Origin of the sequence: Providencia sp. PROV130, from assembly GCF_028482225.1 — a bacterium.
GTDB classification, from domain to species: domain Bacteria; phylum Pseudomonadota; class Gammaproteobacteria; order Enterobacterales; family Enterobacteriaceae; genus Providencia; species Providencia rettgeri.
Map to the genome: position 1 here is coordinate 88,013 of NZ_JAMPQC010000006.1, position 14,864 is coordinate 102,876.

Annotated in this window: 15 protein-coding genes; all 15 read left to right on the forward strand. The window is 38.7% G+C overall.

The window, feature by feature from the left end; translation table 11 throughout:
* The first annotated feature begins 141 nt into the window (after positions 1–141).
* The 15 genes from PSF28_RS06130 to PSF28_RS06200 all read left to right on the forward strand — a co-directional run bounded on the left by PSF28_RS06130 (position 142) and on the right by PSF28_RS06200 (position 14,798).
* On the forward strand, positions 142–1,299 hold the full coding sequence (locus PSF28_RS06130) for a sugar diacid recognition domain-containing protein (RefSeq protein WP_272684789.1): 1,158 nt from the start codon (positions 142–144) through the stop codon (positions 1,297–1,299).
* 1,484 nt (positions 1,300–2,783) lie between these two features.
* On the forward strand, positions 2,784–3,314 hold the full coding sequence (locus PSF28_RS06135; protein ID WP_210838747.1) for a fimbrial protein: 531 nt from the start codon (positions 2,784–2,786) through the stop codon (positions 3,312–3,314).
* A gap of 79 nt (positions 3,315–3,393) precedes the next feature.
* Positions 3,394–3,945: a fimbrial protein gene (locus tag PSF28_RS06140; RefSeq protein ID WP_272683555.1), complete on the forward strand. Its 552-nt coding sequence runs from the start codon at positions 3,394–3,396 to the stop codon at positions 3,943–3,945.
* Between the two features lie 20 nt (positions 3,946–3,965).
* Positions 3,966–6,656, forward strand: coding sequence for an outer membrane usher protein (locus PSF28_RS06145; protein WP_210838751.1), 2,691 nt, complete (start codon positions 3,966–3,968; stop codon positions 6,654–6,656).
* A 35-nt stretch (positions 6,657–6,691) separates the two neighbouring features.
* Positions 6,692–7,444: a fimbria/pilus periplasmic chaperone gene (locus PSF28_RS06150; RefSeq protein ID WP_210838753.1), complete on the forward strand. Its 753-nt coding sequence runs from the start codon at positions 6,692–6,694 to the stop codon at positions 7,442–7,444.
* 13 nt (positions 7,445–7,457) lie between these two features.
* Positions 7,458–8,039, forward strand: a complete 582-nt coding sequence (locus PSF28_RS06155) for a fimbrial protein (protein WP_210838756.1) — start codon at positions 7,458–7,460, stop codon at positions 8,037–8,039.
* Positions 8,032–8,586 carry a fimbrial protein gene (locus tag PSF28_RS06160; protein WP_042845557.1) on the forward strand — a complete coding sequence of 185 codons (555 nt, stop codon included), beginning with the start codon at positions 8,032–8,034 and terminating at the stop codon, positions 8,584–8,586. The genes PSF28_RS06155 and PSF28_RS06160 overlap by 8 nt, the downstream gene beginning before the upstream one ends.
* Positions 8,587–8,596: 10 nt before the next feature.
* Entirely contained in the window at positions 8,597–9,082 is a 486-nt protein-coding gene (locus tag PSF28_RS06165) for a fimbrial protein (protein WP_042845556.1), read from the forward strand.
* Positions 9,082–9,612, forward strand: coding sequence for a fimbrial protein (locus PSF28_RS06170; protein ID WP_042845555.1), 531 nt, complete (start codon positions 9,082–9,084; stop codon positions 9,610–9,612). Before PSF28_RS06165 ends, PSF28_RS06170 begins: the two co-directional genes overlap by 1 nt.
* A 15-nt stretch (positions 9,613–9,627) precedes the next feature.
* A complete protein-coding gene (locus tag PSF28_RS06175; RefSeq protein ID WP_210838758.1) occupies positions 9,628–10,470 on the forward strand; it encodes an MrpH family fimbial adhesin in 843 nt (280 codons plus the stop codon).
* 14 nt (positions 10,471–10,484) lie between these two features.
* Entirely contained in the window at positions 10,485–10,754 is a 270-nt protein-coding gene (locus tag PSF28_RS06180; RefSeq protein WP_210838760.1) for a helix-turn-helix domain-containing protein, read from the forward strand.
* Between the two features lie 379 nt (positions 10,755–11,133).
* Complete coding sequence (locus tag PSF28_RS06185; RefSeq protein ID WP_210838762.1) at positions 11,134–12,102, forward strand: siderophore ABC transporter substrate-binding protein; 969 nt, start codon at positions 11,134–11,136, stop codon at positions 12,100–12,102.
* Positions 12,103–12,105: 3 nt separating this feature from the next.
* Entirely contained in the window at positions 12,106–13,068 is a 963-nt protein-coding gene (locus PSF28_RS06190; protein WP_004907840.1) for an ABC transporter permease, read from the forward strand.
* On the forward strand, positions 13,055–14,038 hold the full coding sequence (locus tag PSF28_RS06195) for an iron chelate uptake ABC transporter family permease subunit (protein WP_210838764.1): 984 nt from the start codon (positions 13,055–13,057) through the stop codon (positions 14,036–14,038). Before PSF28_RS06190 ends, PSF28_RS06195 begins: the two co-directional genes overlap by 14 nt.
* Position 14,039: 1 nt before the next feature.
* Positions 14,040–14,798, forward strand: coding sequence for an iron ABC transporter ATP-binding protein (locus PSF28_RS06200; protein ID WP_102138091.1), 759 nt, complete (start codon positions 14,040–14,042; stop codon positions 14,796–14,798).
* The last annotated feature ends 66 nt before the right edge of the window (positions 14,799–14,864 follow it).

Here is a 14,864-nt window from a genome sequence, read left to right on the forward strand (position 1 = left end):
ATTTTAAATGAGGTTTATTTTTCTTGATTTTTTCAAGGAATATTGAATACTGGAGTTAATTAAATTAATAATAAATATTATTAAAACTTATGATTTGAAAGTTTGTTTCTATTTTACAGCACCAGTAAAAGAGGTTGAAATATGTATGATTATTGTCTTACCTCCAAATTAGCGCAAGAAATCGTTGATAGAACCATGAAAATTATTGATTGTAATATTAATGTTATGGATGAAACTGGGTGTATTATAGGAAGTGGAGATAGTAATAGATTAGGAGAGTTTCATGAAGGTGCTTTACTCGCAATAAAGCAAAAGCGAACAGTTGTTATTGATGACGCCACTGCGAATCATTTACATGGGGTTAAACCAGGTGTTAATTTACCTCTTTATTTGAATAGTAAAATTATTGGTGTAATAGGATTAACGGGGGAGCCAACTCAAATTAAACAATTTGGGGAGCTGGTTTCTATGACGGCAGTAATGATGTTAGAGCAGGCAGAAATTTATAACCATTTGAATTTAAACGATCGTTTTAAAGAAGAAATTATTCTTACGTATATCGAAAATGGAACAATTCCTGATAACATAACTGAATGGTCTAAAAAGCTTAATATTAATTTCTCTATTCCACGAGTCGCTATTATTATTGAAGTAGATAGCGGACAATTAGGTGTAAATAGTGCATTTAGTGAATTGCAAGAAATTAAAAAATTAATAGAATATAATAATCCTGATAACTTAGTCGCTATTCAATCTTTGACGGAAATTGTCTGCTTAACCCCTGCATTAAATAAGTTCAATCGCTGGGATATTGACAATGAAAAAAAGAAAATTTTAAAATTAGAATCAGATATTCTTAAATTATTTAAATTACAAGTGAAAATATCATTAGGTAATTTCTTTTTAGATCCTGCAGAGGAATCAATTAAAAAATCATATGAGACAGCTAAAATTACCATGCAAGTGGGGAAAGCTAAAAAACCCCAATTAAAAGTTTATTGTTACCAAGATATCATGCTACCCGTATTATTATACGGGTTAAATTTTAAATGGTCTTCAGAAGAATTATTAAAACCATTGAATACATTATTGCATGAAGATTCTAATGGTGTATTGATTAAAACATTAACAGTCTGGTTTAAAAATAATTTATTATCTCGTGAAACAGCTAAAGAGTTGTTTATTCATAGGAATACACTAGATTATCGTTTAAAAAGAATATCTGAGATAACAAAATTAGATCTACTAACGATTGAAAGCAAGGTTCTATTGTATGTTGCTTTACAGCTGAAAAATTAATCCGATAACACTATTGAGGATCAGCTCTCATGGGGTAAGAGAAGAAAAAATTAGCCTTGTTGGCAATCACCTCAAACTCTGACGCCACGAAGCGGCAGTAAAATTTCTACTTCTTATCTTATACTTTGACTAGTTAGAGACTATCTACCGACTCACCGATGCTTAGAGTATGATATGGCTTCTTGCTTACTCACATGTACCATCTCAATGTATACCTTATCATGAAAATAAAGACGTATTGACATCAAACTAAGCTAGCATAGATTGTTCTTAACCTGATTGAGATCAATCTATTTTATATTTGACTCAATAATATCTACTTTCATCATATTTTAGTTCCATTGTTCTTGGGTAGTAAATTAAGTTTTTAGCTACCTACAAATGCAACAATAAGTATGTCGATAATGTTAATAATAAAGATGAATTATGTTTTGTTTGATGGGTGTTTTTACTTAACGGTAAGGTCTCTATATTTTAATGTCACTATTATGTCAGTGATGTAATTATCGATAACAATTTAAGATATCATACTTACTCATTGTGAGTTTTCTAATAAATGATTTTATCTAACTTATCTTAATTAAATAGATTAATTTCATAATGAAATAATTAAATTGTTATTGAAAATATTTATTTTGAATTTTCTAGGTCTTAAGATAAGATTTATGTGTTTATAAATTAATTAAAAATTACCTTTAATTACCTTTTGAAATATTTTGTAATACGAAGGTTTTTCTAGTGTATGCTTTTTTTGAATTTTCACTTAATTGTTTCTATTTTCATTTTAATTTAAAAAAATGTTTTATTATATTATTCTTTTCTCGTTGTGATTTATGTTTTTATGTATGGTTATATTGATTTATCTATTTGATATTATTGTAATTATTGTGTTTGGATTATTTGGATTGAAATGTAACAATTAATGAATTAAGAAATATTATGAAATTATTTAGTTCTTTTTTTTGGGATATTTCTGATTAATTATCCACCGATAAAAATTTCGTTTTAATAATTTAGGCTTGTTTTAATGTTAGAGTTATTTTCCGAACCATTTTTTTTCACTAATAAGAACCCGTTTTATGAGTATAAAAAACTTTATTAATAATGATTGGGTTTATTTTGTGGTTTTTTATTAAGAAAAAATCAATTTAATTAGATTTACATCACTTGTTTATCCTGTAATGGTGTATTCAAAATAGAGTATATTATGGATATTATATATATATCACTAACTTACAATGTGAGTGGTTAATTAATTTGTGGATTTGACATAACTAAAATGAGGTATAATAATGGCAACGCATTGATGCATTGTTTAATTATTTTATTTATTAATGGAGTTTGATAAATAGGAATAATTATTAGTGTCAATCCTTAATGTTTACTAACCGAATATATTTTAAGAAAAAAATTAAAATAATCAGATTAATAATAACTTGTTATTTTAATTTGTGTTGTCTTTTTATCTAATGGAAATGTATAAAATGAAATTAAATAAACTTGCTTTAGTATTAGGTTTAGGTCTGGCTGTGGTTGCTGGTTCTGCTTCTGCAAACCAAGGTGGCGGCCAAGTCACTTTTAAAGGTTCAATCATTGACGCTCCTTGCTCAGTTCCACCTGGTTCTCAGGCATTTGAAGTTCCAATGGGAGCTATCGCGACATCTGCATTAAACGGTGGCGGTAAAAGTGTTGCTCGTGACTTTAATATCCAATTAGAGCAGTGTGACATCACGACGCTGAAAACGGTTCAAACCACATTTTCTGGTATTAAAAGTGATGCTGTACCAGATGGTTTAGCTATCGCGGGTACTGCGAAAAATGCGGGTATCGTGATCACTGATTTCAACGGTACTAAAATTGCCTTAGGCGCGAAATCGGCATCTCAAACTCTACTCACTGGTGCGAATACATTGCGTTTCCAAGCGTATTTGCAAGGTGATGCTGATGCAACAAATAACCCTGCTGTTCCAGGTGAATTTGATGCAATCGCAACATTCGCTCTGAGCTACCAGTAATTGGTATCGCCCGTACAAGGATGTATGGGCACTAATTTTAATGCATTGAAATTGGTTATTACGTTGAAATGGAGTCGCTATGAATCACTTTGGCATCATTGTCATGGTGCTTTCAGGAATGATATTTGCCCCGATAGCGAGTGCGCAAAATCAAAATTCTCGGGCACAAAGTCAGTTCAAAGGAACTGTCACTATGGGCGGTTCAATCATTGAGAGCCCTTGTGCAATTGATGCAGATAGCCGAGACCAATCAGTTAACATAATAACTGTACCGGTTAGCCAGATAATTCACGACAGAGAAAGTCCAGCAAGTGATTTCTCTATACGCCTTATCAATTGCGTTCTAACACCGGTAACTCCTGGAGCCCCTAATTGGCAAACTTTCAATATTACATTTGATGGTCCAACAGATGGCCGCAGCTTCGATGTTTTCGGGCATGCAAATGGGTTGTCAGTAAAAATTTCTGATATAGCTGGAAATGTTGCAATACCTGGTAAGGCAATGCCTGATTTACCCATTAGAGCGGGGGAGACAACTCTGCACTATAAGGTGCAGATAGTACCTAATAATAAACGCTTAAAACCAGGAAATTATCAGACAACTATCCGTTTTAAAATGGATTATTACTGAGTTATTACTAAGGGACTATTATGGCTCTGCGATTAAAAAGTAAAAATAAAGTATTTAATAACTCAGTAAGTTATTTTTTAACGCCTGTTGCTACCATGGTGTTTATAGCCATTGCTCATATAAATTTAGCTAATGCGAATAATGATAGTATTGAGTTTAATACGGATGTTTTAGACCTTCAGGATAAAAGCAATATTTCCTTAAATGAGTTTTCTCGAGCAGGCTATGTCATGCCAGGGAAATACCCATTTAAAATTAATTTAAATAGTCGCGACTTAGCTGACACTTTTGATATTGAATATATCGCGGATCCTAATGATCCGAGTATGACAGAGCCTTGTTTAACGCCAGATGTTGTCGACCATATCGCTTTGCGCGATGAATGGAAGCAGAAGGTTGAGTTTGCTAATAAGAGCCAATGTTTAATTCCTGAAACGATCCCAGGAATGACAATCAATGGTTCTTTAGCCAAAGAAACTATCACAATTACGGTACCTCAGGCTTATATCGAGTTTACTTCTGATAACTGGGATCCACCATCACGTTGGGATGAAGGGGTACCCGCTCTAATTTTTGACTATAACTTGAATGCTAACTTAACAAGACCTGCGGATTCAGCCAATAAACAGTCGGTTACTGGTAATGGTACTACAGGTTTTAACCTTGGTGCGTGGCGGTTTAGGGCTGATTGGCAAGCAAGTTATAATCGTACTAATGGGCAGCCGACAGACCGGAAATGGGATTGGAGCCAATATTACGCTTATAGAGCAGTAAAAGAACTGAACGCGAAGCTGACTATGGGTGAACAATTTCTGCGTTCTGGGTTATTTGACTCGTTCCGCTATATGGGGGTAAGCCTTATCTCTGATGAGAGAATGTTACCACCGAATTTACGTGGTTATGCGCCTGAAGTCACCGGTGTTGCAAGAACCAACGCAAAAGTTATTGTGACTCAGCAAGGGCGAGTTATTTATGAAACCCAAGTTGCACCAGGGCCTTTTCGTATTCAAGACTTAAGTGATGCGGTAAGCGGTAAATTAGATGTCCGCGTCGAAGAGCAAGATGGCTCCGTACAAGAATTCCAAATGAATACCGCCTCTATTCCTTATTTAACGCGTCCAGGCTCAGTGCTGTTTAAGATTGCAGGTGGCCGACCTAATAATATGGAACATGAAACAGAGGGACAAGGGTTTGTTACAGGAGAGTTTAGTTGGGGGGTCTCCAACGGTTGGTCATTATTCGGTGGTGGAATAGCGGCGGGCGACTATAACGCATTATCACTCGGTATTGGTCGAGATTTACTCGCCTTTGGTGCAATTTCATTCGACGTCACTGAGTCACGCGCAAAACTGAAAACAGATAACAAAACCTATACGGGTGCGTCTTATCGCTTAAGTTATTCAAAACGTTTTGAAGAATATGATAGCCAAGTCACTTTTGCAGGATATCGATTCTCTGAACGTGACTTTATGAGTATGAACCAATACTTAGATCGCCGCTATAGAGGTGTGGAATTCGATAATAGTAAAGAGCTGTATACGATTACATTTAATAAGTATTTCACAAATGCAGACCTAACAGCGTATCTGAACTATAACCACGAAACCTATTGGAATAAGCCAGCGGCAAAACGCTATAACGTTTCTATTGCGAAATATTTCAATATTGGTCGTTTTAAAAACATCAATTTAAGTTTAACGGCGTTCCGTAACAAATTTGATAATAGAAATAATGACGATGGGCTATACATGAACCTCTCTTTGCCATGGGCAGATAGAGCATCAATTAGCTACAACAATATGATAACGAAAGATGGTAACTCACACACTGTCAGCTATTTCGACTCCGTTGATGATAAGACCAACTATCGTGTTGGTACTGGGGTGAGTAGCCGAGGCCGTGGAACTATTGATGGTTTCTATACGCGTTACGCAGATTTAGCAACAGTGACTGCAAGTACCAGCTATATCAATGGCGATACTTCTTCAGCCGCCTTTTCTTTACAAGGTGGTGCAACAGTCACAGGTCATGGTGCCGCACTGCATCGTATTAATACCCCAGGTGGTAGCCGTGTGATGGTGGGTACTGAAGGTGTAAAAAATGTACCTATCCAAGGTTTTGGGCCGAGCACTGAAACCAATATTTTTGGTAAAGCGGTGGTCGCTGATATCAGTGATTACTACCGTACCAATACACATATTGATGTGACTCAATTGCCTGATAACGTGGAAGCTATTCGGACATCTCAGCCAATTACGCTGACCGAAGGGGCGGTTGCTTACCGCGAGTTTGAAGTTTTATCAGGTGTTAAAACCATGGTGAGATTGGCATTGGCTGACGGTAGTTACCCGCCATTCGGCGCCACCGTGAGAAATGAGAAGAATAGAGAGCTCGGTATCGTGACGGACAATGGCTCCGTGTATATCTCTGGTATTAACCCAAATGAAGTTTTAGATGTGCATTGGGATGGAAGTGTGCAATGCAAAATCCAGGTTCCAGAAAATATTACAACGGCTGAATTTAACTCACTGTTATTACCGTGTACAAGCAGCCCAAGTGTTGAACCTGGGTATATGCCAGCAAAAGCCGTTCCTGTTGGGCAGTCAGCTCCAGTTTACAAACCTGCACCGATTAAACAGGGCGTAGCACCGAGTCAGCGTTGGTTATTGAAACCACCGGATATTGCTTACAGTGCAGATTATACCGAGTAACTCACGTTACTTGATTTTATAAATAGTTGGTACATATGAATATTAAAAAAATTGCATTTTTTACTACGACAATCACGTTATCTGCGGTGCTATGTGGGCAGGCTTTGGCCGCGATTGCACTTGATAGAACACGCGTCATTTATAATGGGGCTGAAAAGACCATTAGCTTGAATATTAAGAATGAAAACACAGAGTTACCTTACCTTGCACAGGGGTGGATCGAAGATGTAAATGGTAACAAAATTGAAAGCCCACTCACAGTTTTACCCCCGGTTCAACGTGTAGAAGCGGGGGAAGGTAGCCAAGTTAAAATTCAATCTCTCCCTGATGTTGCCGCATTGCCTCAGGACAGAGAGAGTGTTTATTACTTTAATTTACGTGAAATTCCACCACGTAGTAAAGAAGCGAACGTATTACAAATTGCATTACAGACGCGAATTAAATTGTTTTATCGCCCAAAAGCGTTATATGCCACACGCACGGATTTAGAAAATCCATGGCAAGAAAAAATCACGCTAACACGTAAGGGTGATGCCTACGAAGTCACGAATCCAACCGCTTATTTCGTCACTATTGTAGACGCAAGTACAAAAGTGGGCGGAGACACGGTGAAACAGTTTGAGCCTGTCATGATCTCACCAAAAAGTAATGGAATGCTTAAAGGTAGTGCAAGCGCCATGGGGGCAAAACCAGTTCTAACTTATATCAACGATTATGGTGGAAGGCCTAAATTGACGTTTGGTTGCGCTGGTACAACTTGCAAAGTTGAATCTTCGACGGACAGATAACGGGGAATAACGTATGAAAAGGACTCTCCTGTTCAGCACTATCTTATTCGGTTTAGTTCCAGTGTTCACCTTTGGAGCAGACAGTTGGGATATTGATGGATTACACGGAACATTGACAGTAAATGGCATGATGACCGAAGCACCTTGTACGATGGATGTGACTAATTCAATGCGCCAAGAAGTGTCTCTAGGGGAGATCCCTTCTTATTCACTCCGTAAACCGGGTGATAGAGCTGAGCCAGTTTCATTCGAATTAGAATTTAGACATTGCATTCGCACGGAAAGCCGAATGAAAGACACGAGAACGGGTCGAGCGCTTTGGGATGCAATGCAACCAGTGATAACTGTCTCTTTTGTTGCTGTATCAGATCAGCATTTTCCAGAAATGTTAAGTGTAAAAGGCGTCTCCGGCTTGGCGTTAGAAGTGACAGATGCACAACGAGAAGACATCAGGCTAGGAAGCCGAGGTCGTCCTCAATTTCTCGATGCACCGCAGGGAACTCTTCAATATTTTGTTACACCAGTGAGAACTCCCGAAAAACTGACGGAAGGAAGTTTCAGCGCCGTAATGGACTTTAAGGTGGATTATGAGTGATTTAAATAAGCAGCGGTACCTGCTGGCATCTTGTCTCGCTGGACTATTTTTTACATCGGTTTCTTATGCCGGATTACCCGATTCGCGTATTAGCCCATCGGGAAATACACGGGCGACAATCACGCCGGGTATGATAACTGTACCGATTAAAGGGGTTGTTTTGGCTCCACCGCCTTGCAAAATCAACGGCGGGAATATCATTAAAGTCAATTTTGATGAAATCATGAGTACGCGAATTGACGGTAACGCTTATTCAAAACCTATAAATTACAATATTAATTGTGAGAAAAGACCAACATCACAAATGAAAATGACGTTGGTTGGTGTTCCTGCATCTTTTGATAACGGTGCAATTGAAACAGATCTTCCGGGTTTAGGAATTGCTTTTCGTTATAACGGAAGCAAGCTTCGATTAAACCAAGAAATCAAGTTTGTTTACCCAAATGCGCCTCAGTTTGAAGCCATACCTGTTCGTGATTTATCCACAACATTAACAAAGGGTGGGGTTTTTCATGCAGGCGTCACTATCAAACTTGATTATCAGTGAGGGAAAAATAATGCAAAGAATAATGAAAAGACTTCCTCTGATAATGAGTTTGTTAGTTATACCTAGCAGTGCCGTGATGGCAAATGATGTGGAGTTTACGGGAACCTTACTAATTCCACCGCCTTGCACTGTTTTTGAAGATAAAGTCCACGTTATCGAATACAAAGATATTGGTTTACATAAGATTGATGGTGTCAGATTTACGAAACCTATTAATTACGCTTTGAAGTGTGAAGACAACTTAAAAGGTTGGGACTTAATGCTAACTATCAAAGGGACAGCAACAGATTTTGATAAGTCGGCACTGGAAACTAATTTCCGAGATCTTGGCATGCGTATTACCCAAAATGGTTTAGGTTTTGAAATCAATAAACCATTAAAAATTACCTATGGGCAACCGCCTGTTTTAGAGGTTGTTCCTGTCAAGCGATTGGGAGTTACGTTGCCTGAAGGAGGCTTTACTGCAACAGGGACATTGCTAGCGGAGTACCAATAATGAACAAACTAATTCAATGTGCAGTAGCAGGAGCCTTACTTATTAACTTTAATGCTGCTTTTGCTGTGCCTGATAATTTAAGAGTTATCGGTAATTTAGTAGAGGAACCTTGCACTATTTTACCGGGTGATGAAAACATTCCGATGGATTTTTTTGATACACCGGAGAAAAACTTTTATGCCTATGGTGAAACCCCGCCTAAAGAGTTTGTGATTAAGTTGTCTGACTGTGACACGACAATAGGCAAATTTGTGGAAGTCACCTTTTCAGGAACGCCTAATCTAGCACTACCTGGTTTTTTAGCGTTATCAACGAGTAGTGTTGCATCCGGTTTCGCGGTGGGGCTACAAAATTCAGATAAAACACCACTGGCGATTGAACAGAAAGGCTCGAAGCTAACGCTACAAGATGGTACTAACCAGTTGCGGTTCTACGCCTATTTAAAAGGTGAACCGGATGCTATTGCTGATAAGACAATAAAAGTAGGGCCTTACAGTGCTGTAGCAACATTTAAATTAGATTATGAATAATAAGGCTGAACTAATATGAAAGTTTTTTTATCGCTCTTGTTTGGTGCAGTCATGTTGTCATCTACTGCATCCGCCTCTATTTTTTCTTATATCACGGAATCAAGACCCGGTAATAACCCAAATAATGGGGATGCAGACTATAAGTATGTTATTGCTCGCTGGGACCCTGAATTGCCAACTACGTATAATCCTTGCTTTGGGTGGTCGAAGTGCTATCTCACCATAAGCCATAAGCATACCGCTAGTGGAACACCGGGGGCGGCAACTGTCGAGTTGGCCGAAATTTCTAAGTATCGATACATGCGTGACATTCAGAATATACCCGGTGTTTTGGCAAGGGCGACAGCTCCAGCAACACAGTGGGCAGTTCATACCGGAGTTAGGCTGCAAAATAACCAAGAGTGCGTGGGGCTGTTTTACCAAGATCATACTGGGGTTACAAGTAGAGGTGGGTTAATTCCCGGCTCATTATGTGGTATTGCGCCTCCACCGATTGGAGCTTGTAAGATCAACAATACGATCCCAGATATCAACTTTGGCCCAATTAGCGAAGCAGAACTTGCTGGCCAATCAAAACAAGTGAACATCAGTGTGACATGTAACTTAGCAATGGATGTTTTGGTGATTGCCACAGGTGTTAACGTGACAAATGGCCGTGTAAATTTACGGGCAGATAATAGCTTATATGCGAATTTGTATTTAGGTGGGAACGATACCCCAGGGGAAAATGGTTACAAAATCCATGTACCTGCTGGTGGAACAAATTCGGTCACCCTGAAAGCAGTATTAGGTACCAATGGCCGAGTTCAAGCCGGTCAATTTGAAGGTGCCGCAGCTCTTATTTTAACTGTGCCTTAATAAATGGTGAAAATATGTATTCAGAAAACGGCAGTGAAAAAATCCATTATATGGTAGGTCAGAGGATCTTAGAAAAACGTAGAGAACTGGGATATACAGGGTTTCAGTTAGCTCAGTTGTTAGGTGTTAGTCAGCAACAAATCTCTCGTTATGAAAGAGGCAAAATCAAAATTGATTTGTTTCATTTATTTAAACTCTCATTTTTGATGGGCACACCGATTGATTGGTTCCTTGAAGATATTAGTTCTCAGCTCAGTGAAAACGGGCGACTGGATGATATGTAATAATGAGCATTTAAATGGGCGTTAATGGTAAATAGGTTGAGATGATGACTTTATGTCGCCTGCTGTAATAAAAGTAGTTATGCAAACAAGTACAGTCGAAAGCTCAACCTATTTATTCTACTGAATGAAGTGTCATCACACGCTGCCAAATCACGTTTTTATTCAATTTTCCTCGCTTTTTATATTTTCCTTTTCTTTTAAAACATTAAAACTCATGGATTCAACGTATTAAATTGATGTTTTTGTGCGTTGTGACAACTTTTCGGTGAATGCAAATGCAAACTAATATCATTTGCGCTTATTTGCGTGTAATATACGCTAAATTGTGAATCACAAAATTTAATCATCAGTACTTTTATCGATGGACGGAGGACATTAGATGTTTGCAAAATCATTAGTTTCGGGTATTGCTTTGTTATCTGCGTTAGTATTAGCCGGTTGTGATAACGCGAAAGACACGACAGAAACAACTCAAGTTGCAGAAAAACAAACTATTACGATAGAACATGCCCAAGGCAAAACCGAAATTCCTCGTCACCCTCAAAAAGTCATTGTGATGAACATGGAAACACTGGACATCATGGATGCACTGGGAGCCCCAGTTGCAGGCGTTCCACAAACCAACGTTCGCTTCCCTGAATTCTTAACGAAATATAGTGGTTCTGAATACGTTAATGGCGGGACATTATTTGAACCTGCTTATGAAACATTAAGTAATGCTAAACCTGATCTGATTTTAGGTGGAAGCCGTGCCCGTGATGCCTATGACAAGCTCAGTGGTGTTGCGCCAACAATTTCATTAGACATTGATAACAAAAACTTTATTGGTAGCTTAACTGAACGTACTAATGAACTTGGTGCATTGTTTGGTAAAGAAGAACAAGCCAAAAAACTGATTGCTGACTTCAATACCAAAATTGACGGTATCAAAGCTAAAGCGCCTACTGCGGGTAAAGCGATGGTGATCTTAGTCAGTGGCGGTAAAATCTCTGCATATGGCCCTGGTTCTCGTTTCGGCTTTATCTTTGATGTGTTAGGTTTTGAACCTGCCTATGTGTTTGAAGAAAACACAGGTCGCCACGGTAATATCGTGAATGCAGAGTTACTGGTGAAATTAAACCCAGATTGGTTATTTGTTATCGACCGCGATAACGCAATTGGTAAATCTGATGCACAGCCAGCGGCTGAAGTACTTGATAACGCATTAGTGAGAAAAACCGCCGCGTGGGAAAAAGGCCAAATTACTTACCTTGATCCAACCGCCGTGTATATTGCGGGTGGGATTCAAACCTACTCTAAGTTAATGGACGATATCAATACAGCATTAGAGAAGAGCCAAGCAAAATAACCGATGAAAACGCTTTATCTTTTTTGTGGAATTATCGCGTTATTGGTTTTAGCGGTATTAAGCTTGTTTATTGGAGCGGGTGACGTGTCACCCGTTTCGCTTTTCACCGACCCAGAGATGCAAGACATCTTTTTTATTAGCCGAATTCCCCGAACCGTCTCCTTGATTTTAGCAGGTAGCGCCATGAGCGTTGCTGGGCTAATCATGCAATTACTAACACAAAACCGCTTTGTTGAACCTTCTCTTGCAGGGACAACCCAGTCAGCCAGTTTAGGTTTATTGGTCGTTATGGTGCTTTTCCCAGCAGCAAGTATTATGACTAAGATGGTGGTCGCTAGCGGTTTTGCACTTCTTGGCACCATGTTGTTTATGGTGCTATTGCGTCGTGTAATTTTAAAATCCGCCCTGATAGTCCCCTTAGTAGGGATTATGTTGGGTGCAGTGATTAGCGCATTGACCATTTTTACTGCTTATTATTTCGACTTATTACAATCACTTGGTGCATGGATGAGCGGTGACTTTTCTAGCATCATTCAAGGCCGATATGAACTATTGTGGTTAGTAGGAATATTAACGTTAATTGCTTGCTGGATTGCCGATAGCTTTACGGTTGCCGGTATGGGACGTGAGTTTTCAATTAATGTTGGCCTAAATTATCGCAAAGTGATGACCATCGGTTTATCGATTATCGCTTTAATTAGCGGCGTAGTGGTCGTGGTGGTCGGGGCGTTACCTTTCCTAGGCTTAATTATTCCAAATCTCGTGAGCTTAGTGATGGGGGATAACATACGTAAAACCATCCCATGGATTTGTATCGCTGGCGGTGGCTTAGTTTTACTGTGTGACATTATTGGGCGCTTAATTCGCTATCCATTTGAAATCCCTGCAAGTGTGATTTTAGGTGTTGTTGGCGCGGTGATTTTTTTATATTTATTGTTGAAGCAACAACGTTATGCAAAAAGTTAATACATCAATAGCGTTGCCTAAGAAAAGGGTAACGCCGTTGCAAAGAATATGGATACTACTGGCATTGTCATTGTTATCCATTATTCTTTATATGACGGTCAATTTGGGCAGTAACCTTGCCTACATTTTGCCGCATCGAGGCTATATTGTTCTCACGATGATCGTGGTGGCTTTCGCTGCTGGGGTTTCAACAGTTCTCTTTCAAACCATTGCTAATAATAAGATACTGACCCCATCTATCATGGGGTTAGAAGCATTATTTATATTATTACAAACCATTTTTGTCTTCTATACCGATAGCTTTCCATCCTCTTGGTTATTGAATATTGGTAAATTTTTATTAGAGTCCACATTACTTGTGCTGTTCTCTGTTCTGCTTTATCGCTGGTTATTTGTGTCAGTTAAAATGAATATCAACCTAGTATTGATGGTAGGTATCATTCTTGGCACATTATTTCGCAGTGTGGCGACATTACTACAGCGTTTAATGGACCCCAATGAATTTTCTATTTTACAAAGCCGGATGTTTGCAACCTTCACGAAGGGGACTCCCGAACTGATTATATTTACGCTGCTGATTACAGCTGTGGTGGGTATCTTATTATGGCGCATGCGCTATTGTTTTGATGTTATCGCGTTAGGGCAAGCCAATGCGGTGAACTTAGGGATCAATTATCGCCAACAAGTCACTGTTATTTTGTTACTTATTTCAATCTTGGTTGCCGTTTCTACGGCACTGGTTGGCCCTTTAACATTCTTAGGCTTGATGGTCGCGAACTTAGCTTATTTAGTGGCTGGCAGTAGCCAGCACCGCTATTTGCTCCCCGTTTCCTTTCTACTTGGTGTCATTGCGCTGATTGGTGGCCAGTTGATTCTTGAGTATGGTCTAAATATGGCGGGAACATTATCAGTCGTTATCGAGTTTGTCGGCGGAATTTTCTTTATTTATATGGTGTTAAGAAGGTTTTAGTATGATTGAAATTAGTCAGATATCGAAAAGTTATCAGGATACTAAAGTCTTAGATAACGTGACAACAACAATTAAAAATAGCGGTATTACCTCAATCATCGGGCCTAATGGTGCAGGTAAATCAACACTGCTGTCGATTATTGGGCGTTTGTTACAGCCCGATGACGGCGGTTATGTCAAAGTGAATGAACTCGATGTCTCAACAACACCCAGTGATAAATTAGCAAAATGTTTATCGGTTTTGCGTCAAGAGAACCAATTTGCGAGTCGATTAACCGTTGAGGAACTGGTTGGTTTTGGGCGTTACCCATACACGAAAGGCCGTTTAACCATTGATGATAAAAAGAAAATTGATGAGTCACTCTCTTTTCTTAATTTATCAGATTTGCGTCACCGTTATTTAGATGAATTATCGGGTGGCCAACGACAACGAGCTTATGTTGCAATGGTTTTATGTCAAGATACAGAATATGTTTTACTTGATGAACCATTGAATAATCTCGATATGAAGCATGCAGTGATTATGATGAAATTACTGCGTAAAGCAGCTGATGAGCTGGGTAAAACGATTATTTTAGTCATCCATGATATTAACTTTGCATCAGTTTATTCTGACTACATTGTTGCACTGAGAAATGGGCGTCTGTCTTATCACGGTAAACCAGAAGAGATCATGAAATCTGAAATTATTGAGGATATTTTTGATACGCCAGTGGATATTAAGCGGGTGGATGATCAGTATATTGCTCTTTACTACTAAATTTTCGTCATCCTTCGCACTGTAGCGGTGTTGGCTTCGTTTAGCTACTCCGGGTCACATACTTTT